The following is a 22,750-nucleotide window of genomic DNA, read 5'->3' on the forward strand; positions in this document are numbered from 1 at the left end:
ATCGATAAATTACAACTTAAATATCTCTATAGGAGTACCTTGTAACAAGTTTTCCAAAGCTTCAAAAGGATCACTTCCATAAAGAAGAAGCTCAAACCCTTCGGCATAGACTCTATTATCTTCACCAATAACTAAGGTGTAATAATCATCATATACCATTGCAAAAGGGATTAAGTTCTTTAAGTCAAAACTACTCTCTATGTAGGAATAATGTCCTTTGTTATTGCTTGTCAAAACCTTTTCTAAGGTAAAATCTATATAATTACCTCTTGCAGAGAAACTTTTATTTAAGAAATACCCCAAAAAGAGTATTAGTGAATCATTGATTGGCTCATAACCTTTTGATCGGTATAAGTTGATTATAAAATCTTTCTTGGCACTAAACTCTGTGGGGCTAATTTTATAATCAATAGCTATGTTGTTCTCAAGAAGTAGTTTCTTTAATCGATTTGTTATCATTATTGACCCTCTTCTATTTCCATTAATAAATGTTCCTGCAAACTCCCACTTACTTTTGTACCATTACAGAAGAGTTCAAAGGGATATTCTTGTTCATTAAAAGTAGCTATTCCATCAACATAGGCAAGCAGTTCTGTGATCGTCTCTATCATAATCATCTTAACAAACTCTCTAAGATTATTCCGATTATCCTCATCTATTGATTTATAAAGGGCTTGCGCTTTTTGCCAATAAAGATTTTTATAGGGTTCTTTGTTGAGCCCCTCCTCTAAAATACGAAAGTACCTCTCATATTCCTTCCTAAAGATTTCTTCTTTAATATTTTGAGCTATTAATTTTTCATCCATAATTGCTACTTTTATATCCACTAAAAAATAATCTTTTACTTATATCTGCTCTATTATAAAAGACTCAAAGTTCTTGGCTAATAGTTCTTCTTCATTAGTATCGTGATAGAATGTTTTTACTTTGTTCTCTGAATCTATAAAGATAATATCCCCATTTCCCTCTATGATATAACATATCCTGATTGGATACTATGGCAAACATTTATTTCTTTATAATAGTCTCTTATAGATTTTGTATAATCTAAAATGGTCTCTTGATTTTTATTATTAGGATCTTTAGAACAAGGTAACAAATCTACCCCTATGTATGCCCCTCCATAGGTCAATAGTACATATTTGAGAGCATCATCTATTGTAATACCCAATTCTTTCTCTGTACAATCAATATCCTTAGCATCATTTTTATAGCGAATGAAAAGCTTTCCTATTTCTGAGGAAAGGTAGGAATCTATTGTATTTTTAAAATTGTTTGTCATTACTTGTATTTGTTTGGGTTATCTTTTTTATAATTCTGCTACTAATTATCAACTTGTTGTCTTCCAATTTTCATTTATGTATATTGCCAAAATCCAGCTATAATTTCACCTGTTTTATTATGTTTGTAAAGATAAACTGCCCCATAAGAAAATATAACCATTTTCATAGATGGTACATCATAACCTTCTTCATCTATTGATAAGTAGAAACTGTAATCATCTGCTAATAATTTTTCATAATATACAGGATCATCATCTATAAAGTCAGGTGTTCCTCCTACTTGTACCAGATTAAACTTTTGTTTATCACTACTATAATTACTAATTGAGGAAGTTTTTCCTATCTGAGGTAATGAAAGATTATATTTATCTCCTTCATAAGAAAAATTATGTTCAACTACTTTGATAAGAATGTTTGGATAAGATTGATGATGTATCAATTGATTAAAATCATTAGAAATCAAAATAGATAACATCTTATCTTCTTTCTCAGGATGAACAAGTGTTGCATAGAAAGCATATCCTTCAGGGATTTCCGTTTCTATATTTATGGGAGGGTTCCCTCCTATACGTCCCTTAATACTTTCCTTATAGGGGATACATTGTGCATATAATGAGGTCATACTTAATCTTCCAACAATTCGTTTAAATCATTTACTAAATCATCTGCCACATCTTCAAGTATTTGTTGGCGATAATACTTATTGTTCTGTATTTTTTCTAAAATACTTACATATTGTACTACATCATAGGAGTTTAAAGTATAGGTTAAGTAATACAGTTCTCTTACTTCCTTTTCTTTCAAATAGTAAAGATCATTGAAAAGTATCGTTGATATATCAGTTACAACTATGTATTGTAGTACTTTTTCTTGATTGAGAATAAAATAAAGATTTTCCGTAATCTTTAAAATCACCAAATCTAATAGTTTATTACAATTGGTATAACTAAATACAAGGTTATCTTCACATAAGTACGAACGTGTATGAGTATAATCATCCACTTCAAAAGTAAAATCCTCTCGTGAAAGCTTGGTAAGTGTTGTAGGTTTTTGTTCTTCCAATAAGAAGGAGGGTAGAGAGGGAAGTATACAACTCCCTACATTGTGTTGCAAAATAATATTCACACCACTAAGGTGATTATTGATGTCAAAGAAAAATACATCGCCTGCTTCTTCTAAGCAAGTGTCGCTTTCTCCCCATTCCAAAAGTAGGGTTCTATTGATGATTTTATTCATAAGATCTAAATTCAAATATTAAACGTAACCTTTTGTGCCAATTCCACACTCACAATTATTTACAAGCATTCACAAAGGAGCTTAACTACAATCCCAATTGTATAGTACATTGTCAAATTGGCAAGCCGCCAGATCTTCAGGGGAGATAAAGAAGTTGGCTACACCACAATCGCCCCATAGGATTTCCTTGTTATCTACCTCATCAGTATCTATTTGCAAAAGAAGAAATGTATGAGGATCGTTCTCTTCACGAGGATCTACTTGTGTAAAGTATGTATATCCTCCTATCTTATGCCCTGTAGGATCTTTTAGTAATAAGTTATCAATTATTTGGCAAGTTTCCCGAGGTAAATCCCACATTTCCTTTATATCATCCGAAAAAGTCTCGTTCCACTTTCTTATAAACTCTCTTTCGGCGGCTTTTTCTTCTATTGAAAAGGTCTCAGTACCGTTGGTAAAGTGCAAAGCAAACTGCAAATTGGCATCAAAGGGTAAGTAACAGTTTTCAAAAGTATATTCTTCTATAAAATTCTCTATAGGTAAAGCTTCACCAATAGCAGGATAGTAGATCACACGTTTGTTATCATTGTTACAAAAATTGTTGAGATCTAAGCCATATAGATAATCTTCCGTAGCCGCTATCCAAAACTGCAAGAGTCCTTTTTGGGGGTACAAAGTATTCTCCGGCAACTGCTCACAATTAATTTGCGCCAACATAAACAGCGGTTTACCTTCGGCACTGGTAGGTAGAGTGCCGTCCTTAGGGATATAGGGTGTCCCACCAAATTTGCTATCGGTAAGGGCTAAGTTATCAGCTAAGGACAGCGAAATGTGAATCACCTCCCGCTGGGTAGTGGTGTTGAGGGCAGTAACGAATTGTTCGATCTGTGCTTGTGTAGGGGGCATATTTTTATTTTTGAAGTGAGTTAGAAAAAAGTATAGTGACGTCGCCTATCCTCTCCCCCCTAAAACCTGCTCCCTACAACTGCAATGTAATAGGGTCATTATTTTCTGATCTGAGGGTAACGGCTTTGCTGGTTTTTAGTGTGTTTTTGGTTACATCATCACCTGAAAGGTTCTGCTTGTCCTGAGTGTAATAGACTACAAAATGATAGATTTCACGCTCATCAAATTTATCTACACTTAGGGTAAAAATAGCTTTACCATTGTCATCAGTAGCTGTCGATTGGGCATGGAAAGTAGGTCTTGAACCATTTTTATTCTCCCAAGCCCACTGGTTGTAGGCGTAGACTACCCAGTTTTTTAGTGCATTGCCATTGGCATCCTTTAAGTAGAGGGTTACATCTACTTTGCCTTCCAATTTCTTAATTTCTTCCTTGCTACAAGCCACGATAGCAAGTACAATCAATAGGGTTACGATTATTTTTTTCATTTGATTACTTGTATTTAGTTGTTAGACATTAGTTTTGAGAAGACAAAGATAGTAAAAATTTTTTATATTTACACTTTTATCCCCAAATTCAAAGAAATAGATGATTTTATTCATAAAATTATATCTTTAGCCCTGATAATTATCTTCCCAATGAAAAAATATATTGTCAAACTTACAATTATCCAAATCTTCAGAGCTGATAAAGAAGTTAGCTATGCCTCCGAGATTTCCCCAACAAATCTCTTCCCCTTCTATGTTATCAATATCTATTTGCAGGAGCAGGAAAGTATGAGGGTCATTTTCTTCACGAGGATCATACTCAATAAAGTAAGGATAACCGCCTATTTTGTGTCCAGTAGGTTCTTTCAGTAGATAGGCATTGATTTCCTCACAGATATCATCAGGTACTTCATCAAAAAACTCATCAATGGTAGTTATATGAGTTGAAAAGGCTTCGTTCCATTTCTCAAAAAAGAGTTGGCTAGCAGCCCTTTCTTCTAAAGAAATACTCTCTGTGTCCTTTTTGAAATGCAAAGCAAATTGCCTTTTAGAATTAAAAGGTAGATTCTCATCATCGAAAGTATAATCGTTGATAAAATCGTCTATAGGTAGAGCTTCTCCAAAAGTGGGATAATGGATCACCCGCTTAAAATCATTGCTACAAGGAGCTTCATAATCCAACCCATATAGAGGAGCTTCTGTAGCCGCTATCCAAAACTGCAAGAGTCCTTTTTTGGGGTACAAAGTATTCTCCGGCAACTGCTCACAATTAATTTGCGCCAACATAAACAGCGGTTTACCTTCGGCACTGGTAGGTAGAGTGCCGTCCTTAGGGATATAGGGTGTTCCACCAAATTTGCTATCGGTAAGGGCTAAGTTATCAGCTAAGGACAGCGAAATGTGAATCACCTCCCGCTGGGTAGTGGTGTTGAGGTCAGTAACGAATTGTTCGATCTGTGCTTGTGTAGGGATCATATACTAAAAATTAAAAACTCAGAACTCAAAACTACATCAAGGATTCCTGTACTACTTTTTGGATTTTGGCACGGATATTCTCGGTAATCAGTTTTTTGTTATCAGAGGTGGGAAAGGTACGGTTGGAGAGGAATACATAAATGGTCTGAGTGGTGGGGTCTGCCCAAGCCAAGGTACCTGTAAAGCCTGTATGACCAAAGCTCTCAGGCGATACACAGCCACAGGTATAACCTCCCTGCCCTGGAAGCTGAGGTTTATCAAAGCCCAAGGCACGGCGATTGCGTTCGGAGATAAAATAACTCTTATTAAAAGCATCAAAAGCATTGGCGGAGAAGTAGCGTACTCCCCCATAGTAACCTTTCTGTAAGAAAAGCTGCATCATCTTGGCTACATCATTGGCCGTACCGAAAAGCCCTGCATGACCAGCTACTCCACCAAGCATCGCTGCTCCCTGATCATTTACATACCCTCGAAGAAGCTGTTGACGAAAACTCTTATCATCCTCAGAAGGCGCTATCTGTTCTTTAGGAAAGTGCTTTAGGGGTAGAAAAGTGAGCTGATAAGCACCCATACTTTGGTAAAAATCCTTTTCTACAGCCTCATTCAGCGGTTTTCCTTTAGTCATTTCTATATATTTCTGAAAAAGGTAATAGGAAAGATCACTATAAAGGTATTTTTTTTGCTTTATAAGATCACTTTGAGCTATTGATTGAAGAATAGTATCGCGATAATTCTCCTTTATAAAAATATTCTCCGCTACTTGAGTAGGATATTTGGGTGTAAGTGTTGCATTATAGATATCAGTAGAAAGAACTTTTGTCTTGCTATCGATAGTTTTACGATAGAAAGGCAACCAAGCTTGTAACTGTCCATAGTGAGAAAGAGCTTCCTTGACTGTGATATCTGCCTTGTTTGTTCCACTAAGCATAGGCAACAGGGTAGCGAGGGAAGCATTGAGTTTGATTTTTTGTTTGTCATACAGATCAATCAACTCAGGTACTGTAGCAAGTATCTTGGTAAGAGAAGCTAAGTCATATAAAGTATTATTGGTTACCTGTTCGGCATTCTTGTCATAGGTGCAGCGTCCAAAACTTTTTTGATAAACTACTACACCATTGCGTGCCACCAATACTTGTGCTGAAGGAGTCATCTGTTTTTGGATAGCATCGGTTACAATGGAGTCTATTTTGTAGAAATTGGCTGAGTTCAACCCTGCATTCTCCGCTAGGCCATAAGCCAAGCGGTTAAGAGGCTTGGTCGGGAGGTTACGCCCAAAAAGGATCCCTTTATGAGCCGTTACTGGCAATACCCCTTCAAAAGGAATCGCACCATAGATGAGCTGGGCGGCCTTCTGCTGAGCAAAGGGAGCATTCTGATAAGCTACGACCACCGCAGCAAAAGGGCTTAAGTCTGGCACATCCAAAAGCGCATAAGGCTTAGTAAAGACCGTGAGTATCACTTCCTTCTTCTCTCCAACAATTTTCTGTAAGAGGGCAAGCTCTTGTGTATTGAACTTATAGTCTGCCCAGGGAGAAGCATTGGATCGGTGCAAACCTATGATAATACGATCATAGGGTGCCATTTCCTTCTTGAGTGATTCCCAAGAGCCACTCTTGAGCTGTACTACATCCTGATAGTAGCGCAAGTTCTTGAAGAACTCCCAGCCTGAATCGTCTCCGAACTTGATATAAGCAGTTTTCTTAGTATCTAAGTTCTTCAGAGGAAGTACATTTTTAGCATTCTGCAGAAGAGTAATAGCTTTCTCATAAATCTTCTCAGTAAGGAGATCATCTTCCTTGGTATTGAGATCTTTGGTCAGATTGGTCAGAGCCACTGGTTTGTACTTATTGAGCCCTGCCCAATACTTAGCTTTAAGAATTTTCTTGACAGAATGTGCCAAACGATATTCGTTGATAGTACCAGCACTATACGCATTTTTGAGTGTCTCTATTCCCTTGATAGGATCAGAGGACATAAGTAACACATCATTTCCTGCCAAAAAGGCCTGTAAATCCACCTGAGAGGATTCTGCATAATCGGCTACCCCTTTCATCCCTAAAGCATCAGAGAAGATCAGCCCTTGGAAACCCAGCTGTTGCTTTATGAGTCCAGAGACAATTTTATAAGAAATAGATGCTGGCTTGCCTTCGTCCAAGGCAGGAACATTCAGGTGTCCTACCATTAGAGAGGCTACCCCTGCTCCAATGAGTTTTTGGAAGGGGAAAAACTCGGTACTTTCCAAGCGTTCGCGGGAAAAAGAAACTGTAGGAAGGGTCTTATGAGAATCTTTTTCAGTATCACCATGCCCAGGGAAGTGCTTTCCACAGGCCAAAACTCCTACACTCTGCATCCCTTTGGTAAAAGCCACCCCCTTTTGAGCAACATTGAACTTGCTTTCGCCAAAGGATCTGTTGCCTATGATAGGGTTTTGTGGATTGGTATTGATATCTATATCAGGAGCAAAATCAATATGTACGCCTAAGCGCTTACAGTGCTGAGCGATACGCTTTCCTGCTTGCTCCACCAAGGCATTATCCTTGAGAGCTCCGAGAGTCATATTCCACGGAAAGGCATAGACAGAGTCCAAGCGCATAGCCAGTCCCCATTCGGCATCCATGGCAATCATTAAGGGTACCTGAGCGGCTTCTTGAAACTCATTGGTGAGCTTGGCTTGAGCTACAGGACTTCCCTTGGAGAAGATAATCCCTCCTATATGGTACTTTTTGACAAGTTCCTTGATAGGTTTTTGTTGCTTGGCTGTATGTGAGCTAAATGCTTGTACCATAAAAAGTTGCCCTATCTTTTGCTCTAAGCTCATCGTTTTATAAATACTATCGACCCAGCGGGTTTGTGCTTGTTCGTCTTTGGTACGAAGTGGATCTATATTCTGCGAAAAAGAAAAAATAGGAATAAAAAGTAGTAAGGTAAAAAATCTCATTTTTGGTTTTTGTATTTTAAAGAGCAAAAATAAGGAAAAATAGCTCCTTACCAAAAGATAATTTATAAACAACTGCTAAATGAGCTCATTAGCAATTTAGCGGATCATCTACTGCCTTAGTGAGATAATAAAAGAACAAATTGAAGAAAATACATGGGGTGAATTGAAAGAAATACATGGGGTGAATTGAAAGAAATACATAGGGTGAATTGAAAGAAATACATAGGGTGAATTACAAAATACAAAGGGAAAATTGTAAAAATACAAAAGAGCGAATTGCAAAAATACAAAAGGGCGAATTACAATTCGCCCCTACAAGATTAACAATTAACCATTAACAATTAATAATTATTTAAAAAGTGTATTTATCTGAGTAATGGTTTGATCAAGGTCGCCCGAGGAGGTAAGAGCGACAATGCTGGTACCGACAATCACTCCATCAGCATACTGCCGCATCTGTTCTACATCGGCATGGGTTTTGATGCCAAAACCTAAAGATACGGGAAGGGAAGTCTGTGCTCTTACCTGAGTAATAAACTCCTTGAGACGTGGTAGATCCACCTGCTTACTTCCTGTAACCCCTAAGGAACCAATTGCATATACAAAACCTTCTCCCAAAGAGACAATAGGAGCAATACGCCCCTGTGAGGTTACACTTACCAATGGAATAAAGGCTATATGATGTGCTCTAAGCTTTTCTACTAACTCTTGTGCTTCTTCATAAGGCAAGTCTGGAATAATCAATCCTCGAATACCTACCGCTACACATTTCTCTAAAAAAGCATCTATCCCATACGCAAAGATCAAATTGTAATAAACCAAGAAGACCAAGGGCTTATGCACCTGCCCTTTTACCGAAGAGAGCAGGTCAAAAACGGTATCGGTGGTTACTCCTGCTTGGGAAGCAGCAAAGGAGGCCTGTGAGATGAGCTTACCATCGGCCAAGGGATCAGAGTAAGGAATGCCTATTTCCAAGATATCTATAGCAGTTCTATCAAGCTGAGAGAGAAACGCCTTAGTAAAATCCACATTGGGATAACCCGCTACAATATAGCCTATATTGACCTTTTCTTTTGCTGCGAATACTGCATTTATACTATTATTATTCATATTTTTCTCCTTTTAAGATTGAAAAAACGGTGTGCATATCCTTGTCTCCCCTACCCGATACATTCACTACAATAGTTTGTTTCTTATCCTTAGGAAGCGTCGGACAGAGTTTGCTTAGATAAGCCAAAGCATGGGCGCTCTCTATAGCGGGGATAATTCCCTCCTTACGAGTCGTGAGCAATAGAGCCTCCATAGCCTCAGTATCGGTAATAGGAGCATAGTGAGCTCGCTTAGTCTGGAACAGATGGGCATGCTCAGGGCCTATACCTGGGTAATCTAAGCCAGCAGAGATAGAATGTACAGGGCTTATCTGGCCGTACTTATCCTGCAGAACATAGGTTTTCATCCCGTGAATAATTCCCTCTCGCCCCAGAGTAAGAGTAGCCGCATGTCGGTCTGTATCTATCCCTTCACCTCCGGCTTCTACCCCATAAAGCTGAGTAGCAGGATCGTCCAAGAAGCCTGCAAAGATACCTATAGCATTGCTTCCTCCTCCTACACAAGCGATAACATGATCGGCATGTCTGTCTTGAGTAGCTAGTTGCTTACGAGCTTCACGACCTATTATGGACTGGAAATCTCTCACTATAGTAGGGTAAGGATGAGGTCCCACCACTGAACCAATCACATAGAAAACAGTTTCTATCTCAGCTACCCAAGACTGTATCGCCGCTGTAGTAGCCTCTTTGAGGGTCTTGAGACCGTCCTCTATAGCCACCACCTTGGCACCCAAGAGCTCCATCCGGAAGACATTCAGCTGCTGACGCTCCATATCTACAGCTCCCATATACACCTCACATTCTAATCCTAAGAGGGCAGCAGCGGTGGCGGTAGCCACTCCATGCTGACCTGCCCCTGTCTCGGCAATCACCTTTTTCTTGCCCATACGCTTGGCCAAGAGTACCTGTCCTAAAGCATTGTTGATCTTATGTGCACCTGTATGGTTAAGATCTTCCCGCTTAAGAAAGATATCATGCCCGTAGTGTGCGCTGAGGTTCTTTGCATAGTATAAGGGTGTTGGGCGTCCTACATAATTCTTAAGCAAATCCTCCAATTCTGCCTGAAAACAAGGATCATTTTTAGCTTTTTCATATTCTTTTTCCAACTCTATGAGAGCAAACATGGCCGTTTCAGGCACATATTGCCCCCCAAAGTTTCCAAAATAGGCTTTATTTGTCATATTATTAGTTTATTTATTATATTTCTCTATTCCTCTCCTATATTTCTCCATTTCTTTTATCAGCTTTTCTATAAGCTGACGACTCTTTCGGTTGTCCTGCTCTACTTTGCTATTGACATCTATGATCGCAGGTTGGTAGCTAAGTGCCTTTTGTACATTCTCTGCAGAGATTCCTCCTGCCAAGATAAAGCTGTAAGGTGTAAGCCTCTCCAATAGTTGCCAATTGAAAACCAATCCATTGCCTCCTTCGGATACCCCCTTAGTATCCAACAGAGGTAAATCCATATAGGGTAAATAGTCCTCCATAGGTAAAAGCTTATCCTTTATAGAAAATGCCTTCCATACCGTTATCCCTTTTGTTGTCAGCATCTTACAAATATCTGGAGATTCTTCTCCATGGAGTTGTACCACATCTATCCCTGTAAGGTTCACTGTATCTGCGATTTGCTCAAGTGAAGCATTTACAAAGACTCCTACAGTCTGCTTGCCTTCGCTATGAGCTATCTCGGTAATTTCTTTGGCTAATGCCAATGATACACAGCGAGGACTCCTTGGAGCAAAGATACACCCAAAATAATCAATGGGCAAGTTCTTCAAGTCCTGTATCTCCTCCAAACTACGGATACCGCATATTTTCAAAGCTGTTTTTTCCATCAGAATAAAAGTCCTTTCATGAGAGCTTCCCCTATAAGAAGTGCATCCACTCCAAGAGTCTCAGCATAATGTAGATCTTCCTTACTAAGGTAGCCACTCTCACTTACCACCAAGAGTGGAGCGCGTTGTTCTTCGGAAATCAAAGAAAGCAAACGTTCAGTAGTCTGCAGGGAAACCTCAAAAGTATTGAGGTTACGGTTATTAATTCCCAATATCTTTAGCTGAGGAATACGTAATGCTCTCTGCAGTTCAGCTTCATCATGTACCTCCACCAATACATCCATTTGCAAGTCATAGGCCAAGGCATGTAGTGCTTGTAACTGCTCATCAGAAAGCATTCTGACAATCAACAAGATAGCAGAAGCCCCTAAGAACTTAGCTTGTGCTACCTGAAAAGGAGTATAGATAAAGTCTTTTCTAAGGATTGGCACTTTAGGAAAAGCCTCCACCACTTGGGGAATAAAAGTGTTATCTCCCTTGAAATAAGCCTCTTCCGTTAGGATAGAAAAAGCCGCTACTCCATGCTCCACGTAATGAGTTGCCTGTTTTAAGAGGTCGAAATTCTCCAGTGCGATCTGTCCCTTAGAGGGAGAAGCCCGCTTGATCTCGCCTATAATACGTATGCCTTCTTGTGACAGCGCTTTATGGAAAGAAGGACGCGCCACAGAGGCCAGCTCCCGCTGGAGTTGGAGGTCTCTTTGCTGTTTTATTTGTGATAGTATATCCAAAGTAACTGTTAATTATTAATTATTAATGCTTTCTATTTCTTTAATGAGCCTATTTGTCAGAAGAACATATATAAGCATAAGCATAGGAAAATACCTATAAGAATCCCAAAATATGGTAATCCATGTCTCCTTTAGAGAGTAAGTACTCCAAGCGGCTACTCTATCTACAAAGAGCATATAATCAATACTATAGAATATGGATAATAGAGAAATCAAAATCAGCCCATACAAATACCCTCTTTTTTTCACTATTCTAAATAAAATAGTGAGTAGTATAGCCAAAACACCCATTCCTATAAGTAAAAATACAAAAATATCTTTCCAAAAAGAGCATTCTAAGCAAGAGGAGGACATACTATCCTTATAATCCTTCATGGATAAGAATAGGAAAACAGCATCTGTTACAAAGATAGCCATTATAAATAGTACGTATTTTAGTAGTTTTTGTCTCATTATTTCTGAAATGATTACTCTTTGTTGGCATTAATCATTTTAAGATAGTGTTCATACACTTTTCCGCTTCGGATAGCCTCCTGAATAAGAGGTTTAGCATCGGCAGGGTGCTTGACAAAGTCAGCTGTATAGAGTGCAAACATAGCATTAAGAATCACTATATCCGACTTGGGTGATTGCTCTTCTCCTTTGAGCGTTCTTAGAAGTATCTCGGCATTTTCCTCTGGGGTGCCTCCCTGTATATCCGCATGGAAAGCCCTTTTGAAACCAAACATCTCAGGAGCGATGGTATATTCAAGGATCTTTCCGTCCTTGACTTCTACTATCTTAGTCTCATCGCAGAGGGTAATCTCATCCAAGCCATCATTACCCCTTACGACCAAGGCATGTTTCCTGCCCAATAGCTGGAGTGTCTCGGCATATAAGCGCTGTACAGGCTCGTGGTAGAGACCTACCAGCTGATATTTGAGCTTGGCATTGGGGTGTAATAGAGGGCCTAATACATTGAATACTGTACGTATACCAAGCCTTTGTCTTACCTCCTTCACCTCCCCTACCAAAGGATGGAAGAAAGGTGCATGGAAGAAAGCCAAGTGTTCCTTTTGTAGGTGTTCCAATTGGGTTAAAAGATTGTTTTCCAATGGAATACCCAACTGACCTAATACATCGGAGCTACCACTCTGGCTGGTTACTGAGCGATTGCCATGCTTGGCTACCTTCACCCCCATAGCTGCTACAATAAAGGCTACTGTAGTAGAGATATTGATTGTTTTGAGGCCATCTCCCCCTGTACCACAGAGGTCTATCATAGGACTCTCATCGGCAAAGGTGGTACTATAGGCTAAAATATTCCTTACAAAAGCTGTTAAGGATTCCGGATAGAGACTCTTTTCAGAAATTAAAACCAAAAGAGCCCCTAACTGAACGATATCATACTGTTTGGTATGGATAACCTCACAAATTTCCTTGAAATCTCCATCGGTTAAAGGAATATTCTCCTGTAACTTCTTCAGTGCTGTCTTGAATACCTCATTGGCTCTTGCCTTCTCTTGAGCATGGTCGTCAGCCACTGAGGGCTGTAGCTTCTGAGTATAGGTAATAAAGTTCTTAATAATATGTTTGCCATACTCAGTAAAGAATGATTCGGGATGAAACTGTATACTATATATAGGCTTTTCCTTATGTTCTAAAGCCATAATGATATCATCGTCTGAAAGAGCTGTAATACGAATATTCTCAGGAAGTTGCTCCTTTCCTACATAGAGAGAGTGGTAGCGCATTACCTGAAACTGCTTAGGCAACCCTCTAAAGAGTAAGGTGTTATCATCAGTTACCCTTAGAGCAGAGGTTTTCCCATGTAGCGGCATTTCCATACGCTTAATTTCTGCCCCATTGACCATGCCAAAAGCCTGATGTCCTAAGCAAATTCCTAAGACAGGAATAGTGGTGTTTTTCTGAAGAATCTCCAAACAAATTCCACTATCCTTAGGATGCTTTGGTCCTGGGGAAAGTACGATGCGAGAGGGATTTAGAGCTGTGATCTCCTCCCATGTAATGGCATCATTACGCACTGTTTTGACCTCCTCTTCTGTGAGTTCCTGGAGATATTGTGCTACATTGAATACAAAAGAATCGTAATTATCTATCAGTAGTATCATTTCTCTTTGCAATTTTTAGTAAATACATTCAGTACAGAAGCCCGCTTATGACAGATCTCGTCATATTCCTTCTCCGAAACCGAGTCATATACAATGCCAGCTCCTGCTTGGATAAAGACCTTTGATACTTGCTCATTCTCAGCATTGGCTTTTTCAAAGAAGGCACTACGTATAACTATGGCCAATTGTACATTGCCATTGAAATGCAGAAATCCGATACCCCCTCCATAGACATTGCGCCTAAAAGATTCTAATTCATTAATAATCTCCATAGCCCGTATTTTCGGAGCACCACTGAGGGTTCCTGCAGGAAAGACGATGGAAATCACCTCAAAAGGAGACACTTCTGTTCGCTTGTCACCATACACATGGGATTCTATATGCATGATATGTTCGTAGCGAAGTATCTGCATCATGTCCTTGACTACCACAGAACCCTTTTGAGCGAATTTACCTATATCATTACGCGCCAAATCCACCAACATACGATGTTCGGCACACTCTTTAGGATCAGCCAATAGCTCCTGTTCCAACCGCAAGTCCTCATTAGCATCCTTCCCACGTGGACGTGAGCCTGCTATAGGGGCTATATGAATCTGACTACCTGTGATATCTACCAGAATCTCAGGCGAAGAGCCTACTACCTCGCCATAAGGAGTAGGAAAGTGAAACATATAGGGAGAAGGATTGGCCTGACTTAAATAACGATAGAAATCTAATGAATCCAAGTTACTTTCCAAAGATAACTGCTCACTTAGTACCACCTGGAAAATATCGCCAGAGCGTATATACTCTTTGGCTTTCTCTACCATTTGGTAGAAATGAGCCCGCTCTTGTGCAAGATCTGTATGCAATTGGTAGAAAACCTCAGGACCTGTAGGATTCTCTTGAACGGTAGCTTCTTCTAAGAAGTGGAAATACTGTTGCTCATCCCCATAAAAAGAATATACTTTGCTCACCTTAGAATAGTGCAGATAAGCCTTGGCGTTGGCAAAAACAAAAGCAGGAAAGTCATATTGCTTTTGACTTTTCTCAGGAATTTGTTCAAAAAAATGAATAGTCTCATAAGAGAACACCCCGAAAAGCCCTGCAAAAGGAGCAATAGATTTCTGTCTTTGGTGGTATTGCTCTAAGGAGGTATAACTATACTTGTAGGCATCCAAGTAATCACAGTCAATCCCAATAATCACCTGATTGACATCCTCGGCCAAGTAGGAGTTCTTATATCTTTCTTTGATAAAAGTATAATAAAAAAGAGGAGGAGCAGTTAAGAACATATTTTCATGTTGTTAGTGATTAAAGGCGCAAAGATATTAAATTAATTAAAGAAAAACAAGAAAATTTTCATACATTTGAGAAAGAAAATAATTTTTTTATCTAACATAAGCTATCAAACAATAAATATTCGTATCTTTGTCCCCAATAGCTTCTATGTAAAGAAACTGGCAAGATTTTTGCATATAGAAATCTTAAAAAATTTATTTTAAAAGTAAAATAAAATGGCAAAGACAAAAACCGCTTTTTTCTGTCAGAATTGCGGGGCTCAATATAGCAAATGGCAAGGACAGTGTTATGCCTGTAAGGAGTGGAATACCATTGTGGAAGAAGTAATCCAAAAGGAAGAAAAACACCAATGGAAAAAGGACGATGAGTCAGATACTCCTCGCTCGAAGAAAACTAACAAATACATTCCCCTGCATGAGATTACCACGGAAAAGGAAATGCGATTGGACAGTGGTGACCAAGAACTGAACAACGTACTTGGGGGCGGGATTGTCCCTGGCTCGGTGGTACTTATAGGAGGCGAGCCTGGAATAGGAAAAAGTACATTGTTGCTACAGATTGCCATGCGCATGCCCTACAAAACCCTATATGTATCGGGTGAAGAAAGCCAAAAGCAAATCAAAATGCGTGGGGAGCGTATCACCAATGCCCGCAACAACTGCTATATACTTACCGAGACGAAGACTCAAAACATCTTCCAACAGATAAAAGAACTTGATCCTGAAATCCTTATCATAGACTCTATACAGACCCTCCACTCGGACTATATAGAGGCCTCTGCAGGAAGTATCTCCCAAATACGAGAATGTACAGCAGAGCTCATCAAATATGCCAAACTCACAGGAGTACCCGTGATCATTGTAGGGCATATCACCAAGGACGGTACCATAGCAGGCCCTAAAATATTAGAACACATGGTAGATACTGTTCTACAGTTCGAGGGCGACCGCAACCATGTATTCCGTATCCTCAGAGCGCTGAAAAACCGCTTTGGTTCTACCTCCGAATTGGGTATCTATGAGATGCTTTCCACAGGCCTTAGAGAAGTGAGCAATCCTTCCGAAGTACTGCTCTCCAAGACAGATGAAAACAGTTCTGGTACCGCCATTGTAGCTACTATAGAGGGTATGCGCCCACTCATGATTGAGATACAAGCCCTTGTGAGTAGCGCTGTATATGGAACCCCTCAACGCTCTACTACAGGATTCAATGCTAAGCGCCTGAATATGCTCCTCGCGGTACTGGAGAAGCGTGCAGGCTTTCGCTTAGGGAGTAAGGACGTGTTTCTGAACATCACAGGGGGTATCTCGGTAGATGATCCTTCCACGGACTTGGGTGTGGCTATGGCGATACTCTCCTCCAACGAAGATGTGGCGATCCCTAAGACCTTTTGCTTTGCCGCCGAAGTAGGTTTAGGAGGAGAAATACGACCCGTACAGCGAGTAGAACAACGTATCTCGGAGGCAGAAAAGCTCGGTTTTGATACCATTTTTATCTCCAAATACTGTAAGCTCACCGCTGGTAAAAGGAATATCAATGTCATCACTTATGCCAAAGTAGAAGAGGTCATCGCTCACCTATTTGGCTAACTGAAATATTCCGACAAGGCACTCATAACTGGTTGTTTTGGAAAGAATCCTTACCTAAAATACTCCGTTCTGTGAGATAATTTTAATTTATAACGCTATGAAAAACTATTTACTCCCTTTTTTATTCCTTTTCTCTATTGTTATATGGGGAAAAAACGATCCTTTACCGAGAAAAAATAGAAAAACACATAAAACAATAGGCGATTTTTTTGGAAAAGTAAAATCTCTAAGTTCTATTAGCTGTAAGGTTATAAACGATTATAAGGGAGATATCATAAGAACAACTCGTGAGAATTATGATCATGAATATTATTATCTTTTTGATGAAAAAGGTAATATAACTCAAACTAATAAATATGATAATTCAAACAAACTCATAGAAGAGAAAAAATTTCTATACTCCTATAATGAAAATGACTTACTTATAAAAGAATTATATTATAAAAACAATGATTTGATAGGAAGCTATACTTACAAATATGACAAAAACGCCAATAAAATAGAAGAAACCTATGAAGATACTCAAAAAAACTACAAATATATAAGAAAATATAAGTATGATGACAAAAACCGCCTTATTTTTGTAAAAGAAAAAAACACCGATAGAGAAGACACACTCAATATTTTCAAAAGAACTTACAAAGATGATTTACTAATGGAAGAATATTATGGAGAAAAAAACTATTCTTATACCCATACTTATTTCTATGAAAATAAAAAATTAAAAACTAAAAAAGAAGAAAGTAGCAGTTTTGAAGGGTGTTATTTTACAAATACAGAAACTATATATACACACAATGACAAAGAACTTCCTATATCTTGTGATGTCTATATAAGTCATAAATTACAAAATAACATAACATATGAGTATGATGAAAAAGGAAAAGAAATAAAACGTGTCTATACTTTTCCTGATGATAGTCAATATAATTCTTATGTTACATACCAATACGATAAAAAAGGAAATTTGATTGAAGAAAATAATAGTCGTCTTTCTGAAAAAATAATCTATTTTTATGACGAGCATAATAACTGGATCAAGCAGGAAGTATATTACAACGACAAACTATCCCATATCTATGAAAGAGCTTTTACCTATTACGAATAAAATTTTAACACTATGAAAAACTATTTACTCCCCTTTTTATTTTTTTGTAGTACTTTAGTTGCTCAAAATACAACATACAAAGACACTACTTCCTATAAAACAAATGAAAAATACGACCAATTTTTCCCTAAACCACTTCGTGGGAAGATAAAAACGATGCATACGGTCGGTTGTAGGATAGAATATCAGGAAGATACTCCTGTTGCTGTATATCATCTTTTCCATAAGAATAAAATTGATCCTTATACCTACACCTATCACTTTGATAAAAGAGGTAATGATATAGCTTTTTATACTTATGATGCACTGGGAAATCTGATGGACTGGGAGATAAAAACTTTCAATAAGGCAGACAGTCTCACCTACCGAAAAATCTCTTATGTAATAGATAGTATTCGCCACTCTGCAGAAAGGTTCAATCTATATAATGATAAAAACTTACTTGTAGAGAGAAAAGACATAGACCGTTATGGTTCAAAAGTTTCTCTATATTTTTATAATGAGGAAGACAATATAATCAAAGAGGAAGACTATTATAAGGGCAAATTATTCTATACTGCTCTCTATACTTATGATGCTAAGGGTAAACTCCTCGAAAAAAAAGAAAAAGAGAAAAATCCTAAAAAACATTCCACTACTATATACGAATATGATACCTTAGGAAATCTTATTCGTATTACAGAAAAAGAAAAAGGAGAAAAATCCTATATCCTTACCAATAGAATTTATGAAAATAATACACTTATCAAAGAATATGATGATCATTCCTACGTATTGTACACTTATAAAGAAGGAAAACTTATAGAAACAGAAAGTTACTATACAGGAATAGGAATTGACTATATCATAGATAGAAAAGTTATTACCAAATATAACGAAAAAGGTCAAATAATTAAAAAATTAGAATATCAAGGAAATATTTTAGAGCAAGAAACAAACTATTTCTATGATGAAAACGGAAAAGAAATCAAAGGTATTTTATACAAGGGAGGAAAAGAAAAATCCAGATGGGAAAATAAGTATTCTCCTAAAGGATACCTTATAGAAAAAGCTTGGAAAAGGGAAAAAGGAAATCCAAAAACACTTTACTATTATGATGCTATAGGAAATTGTATCAAAATAGAGGAATATTATAAAGGAAAACTAACTAATATCTACGAAAGAATTTTTACCTATTATGAATAAAATATTTTAATAATGAAACATCTTTTAATCCCATTTCTATTCATTACTACTGTAATAGTTGCACAAAATACAGCTAACAAAGTAGAAAAATACAAAATAGATTCTGACTTAGCTTATCCTTTTGAGAAACCTCTTTTAGGAAAAGTAAAAAAAGTACATACAGCTCACTATTCTACAGTTGTAACTGTATTGAAAGATACTATCAAACGAGAACATTTTGTTGAAAATTATACTTATGGCTTTGATGAAAGAGGAAATGAAATAGAATTTATCAAGTATGATAAAGAAGGGAATATTTGGAATAAAGAAATAAAAAAATATAATGAAAAAGACCGTTTGCTCTATTCAAAAGAGACAAAAATCTTGGGTGAAGATGAAACTTATATAGAAGAAAACTCCTATTCATATAATGATAAAGGGTTTCTCATTGAAGAAAAAAGTTATGAAGAAGATCCTGATACAGGTATCTCCCATAGAAGAGAACTTTATAAATACAATAATGATCAAAAACTTATAGAAAACTCTTATTACTCAAATGATTCTTTGAAGAGACAAGTTCTTTATTGGTATGATAATAAAGGAAATCTTTTAAGGAAACTTTTTTATCTTGATAATAAGCCATATACTGATACAAAATTTGAATACAATCATATCGGAAACCTTATAAAAAAGACTGAAAACTATATAAAAACAGATTATAAACACGTAAAACAATACGAATATGATGCAAAAAACAGACTTATTCTTTTTACAAAGGAAGATGATGATACAAAAGAAATTATTTTAAAGATTATATATAAAGATGACTTACTTATAGAAATTTATGATAATAGAGATGATGAAGAGGTACATATTTTTTATTCTTACAAGAATAAAAAATTGATAAATAAAGTTATTTCTAAAAGTTTCTTTAATGGATGTTATTATGATTATATCAAAGAGAAGATTTTATATGATGAAAAGGGTCGTATAAAAAAATCATTTGATTACAAACAAAATAAAATAAAAAAAACCTACACCTATTATTACGATAACAAAGACAGAGTCATAAAGACAGAGCTATTATATACAGGAGACAAAAAGGAATATTGGATAGATAATTATGACACAATAGGAAACCTAATAGAAACTATTTATAAGAACGATGATTATAGAGATAAAGATAGCTACACTTACGACAACAACAATAACTTGCTTTCTAAAATAACTTACAAAGGAAATAAAGCAATAGAAAAAACATTTTATACTTATGATAAGTACCAAAATATTATAAAAATAGAAAAATATAATAATGGAAAGAACTATATTTACGAAAGAACATTTACCTATTACGAATAAAATATTTTAACACTATGAAACATTTTTTAATCCCATTTTTATTTATCTCCACTGCTGTATTTGCTCAAAATACAGCTAACAAAGTAGAAAGATATAAAATAAATCCTGCTATAAACGATGAGTTCAAAAAACCTCTTTTAGGAAAAGTAAAAACTATGCATACTGCCCATTATTTTATAGAGTATAATAAATATGACACTATAAAAAAGGAGCTTTTTGATAATAATTATACTTATGGCTTTGATAAAGAAGGAAGAGAAATTCTATTTATCGAATATGATATGCACGGCAATATAAGTAGCAAATATGAAAGGAGATACAACGAAAAAGATAGTCTTACTTATTTAAGAAAATTTATATGGGGAGAAAACTTTGGAACTTATATAGAAGAAAAATCTTATTTCTATAATCCATTAGGACTATTACAAGAATTAAAAGGTTATAGTCTTAAAGAAAGTGATCCTCTTTTTATTTACCGAGAGCTATACAAATATAATGACAAGCAACAACTCTTAGAAAGTCATTATTATAGCAATGATACACTCACAGAAACTACTATCTATTCTTATAATAACAAGGGAAAGCTTATAAAGAAGCTTGATTATTTAAAAGGAAAATTAGACTCGGAATACAAACTTGAATATGATGAAAGAGGCAACCTTATCAAAAAAGATTATCATTTTACACAATTCTCTATCAGTCAAAAAAGTATCACTAAGTACCAATATGATGACCAGAACAGACTTATCTTGGCTACAGAAAATATAGATGGAGATGAGAATATTCTCATTAAGAACATTTATAAAGATAACTTACCTATAGAAATTTATGAGAAGAATAGAAGTGAAGACGAAATACATATATTTTATCATTATAAAGAAAACCAACTTATAGAAGAAGAAAAATATACCAGATTTTTTAATGGACATTATTACAGTACTACTAAAGAAAAAATACAATATGATGAAAAATGTCGTATAAAGAAATTCTATGATTATGAAGAAGAAAAAATAGTAAGAACTTATACTCATTATTATGATGATAAGGATAGAATAATAAAAACAGAACTATTATACAGCAATAATAAAAAAGAATATTGGACAAATAGTTATGATATGACTAATAATCTTATAAAAACTATTTATAAAAATAATAAAGAAGCCGATAAAGATATTTATAGATATGACAAAAACAATAACTTACTCTCTAAAATAATTTATAAAGGAAATAAAGAAGTATATAAAGTACTTTATACTTATGACAAAAATAATAACTTACTTTCTAAAACAACTTACAAAGGAAATAAAGCAATAGAAAAAACATTTTATACTTATGATAAGTACCAAAATATTATAAAAATAGAAAAACAGTATAACGGAACAACTGATATTTATGAAAGAACATTTACCTATTATGAATAAAAATTTTTAGTCCTATGAAATATTTTTTATTTACCTTATTATTTTATTTTTCTTCCTGTTTTTATGTATCTCTTTTAGCACAAGAAGATGACCCTAATAGATATAGGGAGGAACACCTTAGAAACTTAGGCATTACTCCTCAAGGGAAAGTAAAATCAGTAGAAAAATTCATTTACCATTATGAAAATAGAAACGGAAAAGAGGTAAAGATATTCCCTAAGAATGCCAAAGTAGAACGTATGCCCGTACATAGCCGATATACCTTTGATAAAAAGGGAAATATTATAGAATTTTATAACTACCATACCGATGGAAAACTTTTCCAAAAGATATTTTACCAATACAACGGGGATAATCTACTTACAAAAGCAGACGAATACAAATACATAGAAGAAAACAATCCCCAGCACACAGAAGAAGAAATTTTCTACGAGGGAAAAGTAATGATCTCTAAAAAATACAAAATTGATGGCAACTTATTTGAAATAAGAATGTTGTTTGATAAAAACAAAAGGAAAAAAGCTATTTCAGAATATAGGAATAATACGCTCATTAATAAAAATAAATATTCCTATAATAGCAAAGGGAATATTACATACGAAAAAAACAAATCTATGAGCCTTTTAGGTGATGAAGCCTATGATACTTGGTATACATATACGAAAGATGGCACATTGCTTGCTGAAAAGAAAGAATGTTACTCCATATTTTGTTTTTATACTACTTACCAATATTTAGCCAATGATGAGGTATATGAGGAAACCACTTATACTACTCCCCTATCCGATGAAAAAGACGTCTCTAACAAGAAAACAAAATACTACATCTATGACTCCAAAGGAGCTATAGTAGAGATACAAACATACAAGGGAGAGGATTTTCGTTCCTACCACTGTATGGAAAACGATAAGGAAGTAGAAACTTATAGTTATTTTCTGGAAGGAGAGGTTATAAAGACTCTTTTTTCTTACAACAAGGACAACCAACTCATCAAGGAAGAAAATTTTAATCTCCTTACAGGCGATTTTACCTCTGGAACGTATTATATGTATGATGAGAAAGGAAATTTGCTACAAATAGATGACGGACAGATTCCTTCCCCTAATAGAACCATCTACCACTATGACAAATTCAACAATTGTACTGAGGAAATCTATTACAAGAATAATAAGCGTGTTGCTATTGTAGAAAGAATTTTCAACTATTATTAATGACTA

Annotated in this window: 22 protein-coding genes; 6 read left to right on the plus strand and 16 right to left on the minus strand. The window is 36.1% G+C overall.

Annotated features, from left to right (window positions below; genetic code table 11):
- Positions 1–9: 9 nt before the first annotated feature.
- The 16 genes from CGC50_RS02670 to CGC50_RS02745 all read right to left on the minus strand — a co-directional run bounded on the left by CGC50_RS02670 (position 10) and on the right by CGC50_RS02745 (position 14,885).
- Positions 10–459 (minus strand): SUKH-3 domain-containing protein, encoded by a 450-nt coding sequence (locus CGC50_RS02670; RefSeq protein ID WP_095909564.1) that lies wholly within the window; start codon positions 457–459, stop codon positions 10–12.
- Positions 459–806 carry a hypothetical protein gene (locus CGC50_RS02675; protein ID WP_157909408.1) on the minus strand — a complete coding sequence of 116 codons (348 nt, stop codon included), beginning with the start codon at positions 804–806 and terminating at the stop codon, positions 459–461. Before CGC50_RS02675 ends, CGC50_RS02670 begins: the two co-directional genes overlap by 1 nt.
- Positions 807–967: 161 nt before the next feature.
- Positions 968–1,282 carry an SMI1/KNR4 family protein gene (locus CGC50_RS02680; protein ID WP_095909566.1) on the minus strand — a complete coding sequence of 105 codons (315 nt, stop codon included), beginning with the start codon at positions 1,280–1,282 and terminating at the stop codon, positions 968–970.
- Between the two features lie 74 nt (positions 1,283–1,356).
- Complete coding sequence (locus CGC50_RS02685) at positions 1,357–1,905, minus strand: hypothetical protein (protein WP_095909567.1); 549 nt, start codon at positions 1,903–1,905, stop codon at positions 1,357–1,359.
- 2 nt (positions 1,906–1,907) lie between these two features.
- Positions 1,908–2,519 (minus strand): hypothetical protein, encoded by a 612-nt coding sequence (locus CGC50_RS02690; RefSeq protein WP_095909568.1) that lies wholly within the window; start codon positions 2,517–2,519, stop codon positions 1,908–1,910.
- A gap of 81 nt (positions 2,520–2,600) precedes the next feature.
- Entirely contained in the window at positions 2,601–3,425 is an 825-nt protein-coding gene (locus CGC50_RS02695) for a YwqG family protein (RefSeq protein ID WP_095909569.1), read from the minus strand.
- A 73-nt stretch (positions 3,426–3,498) separates the two neighbouring features.
- Positions 3,499–3,912, minus strand: coding sequence for a hypothetical protein (locus tag CGC50_RS02700; RefSeq protein ID WP_095909570.1), 414 nt, complete (start codon positions 3,910–3,912; stop codon positions 3,499–3,501).
- A gap of 126 nt (positions 3,913–4,038) precedes the next feature.
- Positions 4,039–4,887, minus strand: coding sequence for a YwqG family protein (locus CGC50_RS02705; RefSeq protein WP_095909571.1), 849 nt, complete (start codon positions 4,885–4,887; stop codon positions 4,039–4,041).
- Positions 4,888–4,918: 31 nt separating this feature from the next.
- On the minus strand, positions 4,919–7,825 hold the full coding sequence (locus CGC50_RS02710) for a glycoside hydrolase family 3 N-terminal domain-containing protein (RefSeq protein WP_095909572.1): 2,907 nt from the start codon (positions 7,823–7,825) through the stop codon (positions 4,919–4,921).
- A 348-nt stretch (positions 7,826–8,173) separates the two neighbouring features.
- On the minus strand, positions 8,174–8,935 hold the full coding sequence (gene trpA, locus CGC50_RS02715) for a tryptophan synthase subunit alpha (protein WP_095909573.1): 762 nt from the start codon (positions 8,933–8,935) through the stop codon (positions 8,174–8,176).
- On the minus strand, positions 8,928–10,115 hold the full coding sequence (trpB, locus tag CGC50_RS02720; RefSeq protein WP_095909574.1) for a tryptophan synthase subunit beta: 1,188 nt from the start codon (positions 10,113–10,115) through the stop codon (positions 8,928–8,930). Before trpB ends, trpA begins: the two co-directional genes overlap by 8 nt.
- A 9-nt stretch (positions 10,116–10,124) precedes the next feature.
- On the minus strand, positions 10,125–10,769 hold the full coding sequence (locus CGC50_RS02725) for a phosphoribosylanthranilate isomerase (RefSeq protein WP_095909575.1): 645 nt from the start codon (positions 10,767–10,769) through the stop codon (positions 10,125–10,127).
- Positions 10,769–11,497, minus strand: coding sequence for an indole-3-glycerol phosphate synthase TrpC (locus CGC50_RS02730; RefSeq protein ID WP_095909576.1), 729 nt, complete (start codon positions 11,495–11,497; stop codon positions 10,769–10,771). The genes CGC50_RS02725 and CGC50_RS02730 overlap by 1 nt, the downstream gene beginning before the upstream one ends.
- 15 nt (positions 11,498–11,512) lie before the next feature.
- A complete protein-coding gene (locus tag CGC50_RS02735; RefSeq protein WP_040360252.1) occupies positions 11,513–11,950 on the minus strand; it encodes a hypothetical protein in 438 nt (145 codons plus the stop codon).
- 14 nt (positions 11,951–11,964) lie between these two features.
- Positions 11,965–13,608 (minus strand): anthranilate phosphoribosyltransferase, encoded by a 1,644-nt coding sequence (trpD, locus tag CGC50_RS02740; protein WP_095909577.1) that lies wholly within the window; start codon positions 13,606–13,608, stop codon positions 11,965–11,967.
- On the minus strand, positions 13,605–14,885 hold the full coding sequence (locus CGC50_RS02745) for an anthranilate synthase component I family protein (RefSeq protein ID WP_095909578.1): 1,281 nt from the start codon (positions 14,883–14,885) through the stop codon (positions 13,605–13,607). Before CGC50_RS02745 ends, trpD begins: the two co-directional genes overlap by 4 nt.
- Positions 14,886–15,107: 222 nt before the next feature.
- On the opposite strand from CGC50_RS02745, the gene radA reads away from it, so the two are divergent.
- The 6 genes from radA (at position 15,108) to CGC50_RS02775 (ending at position 22,744) form a co-directional block, all read left to right on the plus strand.
- Entirely contained in the window at positions 15,108–16,481 is a 1,374-nt protein-coding gene (gene radA, locus CGC50_RS02750) for a DNA repair protein RadA (RefSeq protein ID WP_095909579.1), read from the plus strand.
- A gap of 97 nt (positions 16,482–16,578) precedes the next feature.
- Positions 16,579–17,589, plus strand: a complete 1,011-nt coding sequence (locus CGC50_RS02755) for a hypothetical protein (RefSeq protein ID WP_095909580.1) — start codon at positions 16,579–16,581, stop codon at positions 17,587–17,589.
- Between the two features lie 12 nt (positions 17,590–17,601).
- Entirely contained in the window at positions 17,602–18,774 is a 1,173-nt protein-coding gene (locus CGC50_RS02760; protein WP_095909581.1) for a hypothetical protein, read from the plus strand.
- A gap of 12 nt (positions 18,775–18,786) precedes the next feature.
- Positions 18,787–20,112, plus strand: coding sequence for an RHS repeat domain-containing protein (locus CGC50_RS02765; RefSeq protein WP_095909582.1), 1,326 nt, complete (start codon positions 18,787–18,789; stop codon positions 20,110–20,112).
- Between the two features lie 14 nt (positions 20,113–20,126).
- Complete coding sequence (locus CGC50_RS02770) at positions 20,127–21,533, plus strand: ATPase (protein ID WP_095909583.1); 1,407 nt, start codon at positions 20,127–20,129, stop codon at positions 21,531–21,533.
- A gap of 14 nt (positions 21,534–21,547) precedes the next feature.
- Positions 21,548–22,744: an RHS repeat protein gene (locus CGC50_RS02775; RefSeq protein ID WP_095909584.1), complete on the plus strand. Its 1,197-nt coding sequence runs from the start codon at positions 21,548–21,550 to the stop codon at positions 22,742–22,744.
- Positions 22,745–22,750: the final 6 nt, after the last annotated feature.

Source organism: Capnocytophaga gingivalis (assembly GCF_002302415.1).
GTDB classification, from domain to species: domain Bacteria; phylum Bacteroidota; class Bacteroidia; order Flavobacteriales; family Flavobacteriaceae; genus Capnocytophaga; species Capnocytophaga gingivalis.

Excerpts from the sequence above, each read along its gene's own strand:
- trpD (WP_095909577.1), bottom strand. The coding sequence starts at position 13,608 with ATGATACTACTGATAGATAATTACGATTCTTTTGTATTCAATGTAGCA.
- CGC50_RS02735 (WP_040360252.1), bottom strand. The coding sequence starts at position 11,950 with ATGAGACAAAAACTACTAAAATACGTACTATTTATAATGGCTATCTTT.
- trpA (WP_095909573.1), bottom strand. The coding sequence starts at position 8,935 with ATGAATAATAATAGTATAAATGCAGTATTCGCAGCAAAAGAAAAGGTC.
- CGC50_RS02755 (WP_095909580.1), top strand. The coding sequence starts at position 16,579 with ATGAAAAACTATTTACTCCCTTTTTTATTCCTTTTCTCTATTGTTATA.
- CGC50_RS02775 (WP_095909584.1), top strand. The coding sequence starts at position 21,548 with ATGAAATATTTTTTATTTACCTTATTATTTTATTTTTCTTCCTGTTTT.
- CGC50_RS02670 (WP_095909564.1), bottom strand. The coding sequence starts at position 459 with ATGATAACAAATCGATTAAAGAAACTACTTCTTGAGAACAACATAGCT.
- trpB (WP_095909574.1), bottom strand. The coding sequence starts at position 10,115 with ATGACAAATAAAGCCTATTTTGGAAACTTTGGGGGGCAATATGTGCCT.
- CGC50_RS02695 (WP_095909569.1), bottom strand. The coding sequence starts at position 3,425 with ATGCCCCCTACACAAGCACAGATCGAACAATTCGTTACTGCCCTCAAC.
- radA (WP_095909579.1), top strand. The coding sequence starts at position 15,108 with ATGGCAAAGACAAAAACCGCTTTTTTCTGTCAGAATTGCGGGGCTCAA.
- CGC50_RS02705 (WP_095909571.1), bottom strand. The coding sequence starts at position 4,887 with ATGATCCCTACACAAGCACAGATCGAACAATTCGTTACTGACCTCAAC.
- CGC50_RS02675 (WP_157909408.1), bottom strand. The coding sequence starts at position 806 with ATGGATGAAAAATTAATAGCTCAAAATATTAAAGAAGAAATCTTTAGG.
- CGC50_RS02680 (WP_095909566.1), bottom strand. The coding sequence starts at position 1,282 with ATGACAAACAATTTTAAAAATACAATAGATTCCTACCTTTCCTCAGAA.
- CGC50_RS02770 (WP_095909583.1), top strand. The coding sequence starts at position 20,127 with ATGAAACATTTTTTAATCCCATTTTTATTTATCTCCACTGCTGTATTT.
- CGC50_RS02710 (WP_095909572.1), bottom strand. The coding sequence starts at position 7,825 with ATGAGATTTTTTACCTTACTACTTTTTATTCCTATTTTTTCTTTTTCG.
- CGC50_RS02700 (WP_095909570.1), bottom strand. The coding sequence starts at position 3,912 with ATGAAAAAAATAATCGTAACCCTATTGATTGTACTTGCTATCGTGGCT.
- CGC50_RS02690 (WP_095909568.1), bottom strand. The coding sequence starts at position 2,519 with ATGAATAAAATCATCAATAGAACCCTACTTTTGGAATGGGGAGAAAGC.
- CGC50_RS02760 (WP_095909581.1), top strand. The coding sequence starts at position 17,602 with ATGAAAAACTATTTACTCCCCTTTTTATTTTTTTGTAGTACTTTAGTT.
- CGC50_RS02725 (WP_095909575.1), bottom strand. The coding sequence starts at position 10,769 with ATGGAAAAAACAGCTTTGAAAATATGCGGTATCCGTAGTTTGGAGGAG.
- CGC50_RS02765 (WP_095909582.1), top strand. The coding sequence starts at position 18,787 with ATGAAACATCTTTTAATCCCATTTCTATTCATTACTACTGTAATAGTT.
- CGC50_RS02745 (WP_095909578.1), bottom strand. The coding sequence starts at position 14,885 with ATGTTCTTAACTGCTCCTCCTCTTTTTTATTATACTTTTATCAAAGAA.
- CGC50_RS02685 (WP_095909567.1), bottom strand. The coding sequence starts at position 1,905 with ATGACCTCATTATATGCACAATGTATCCCCTATAAGGAAAGTATTAAG.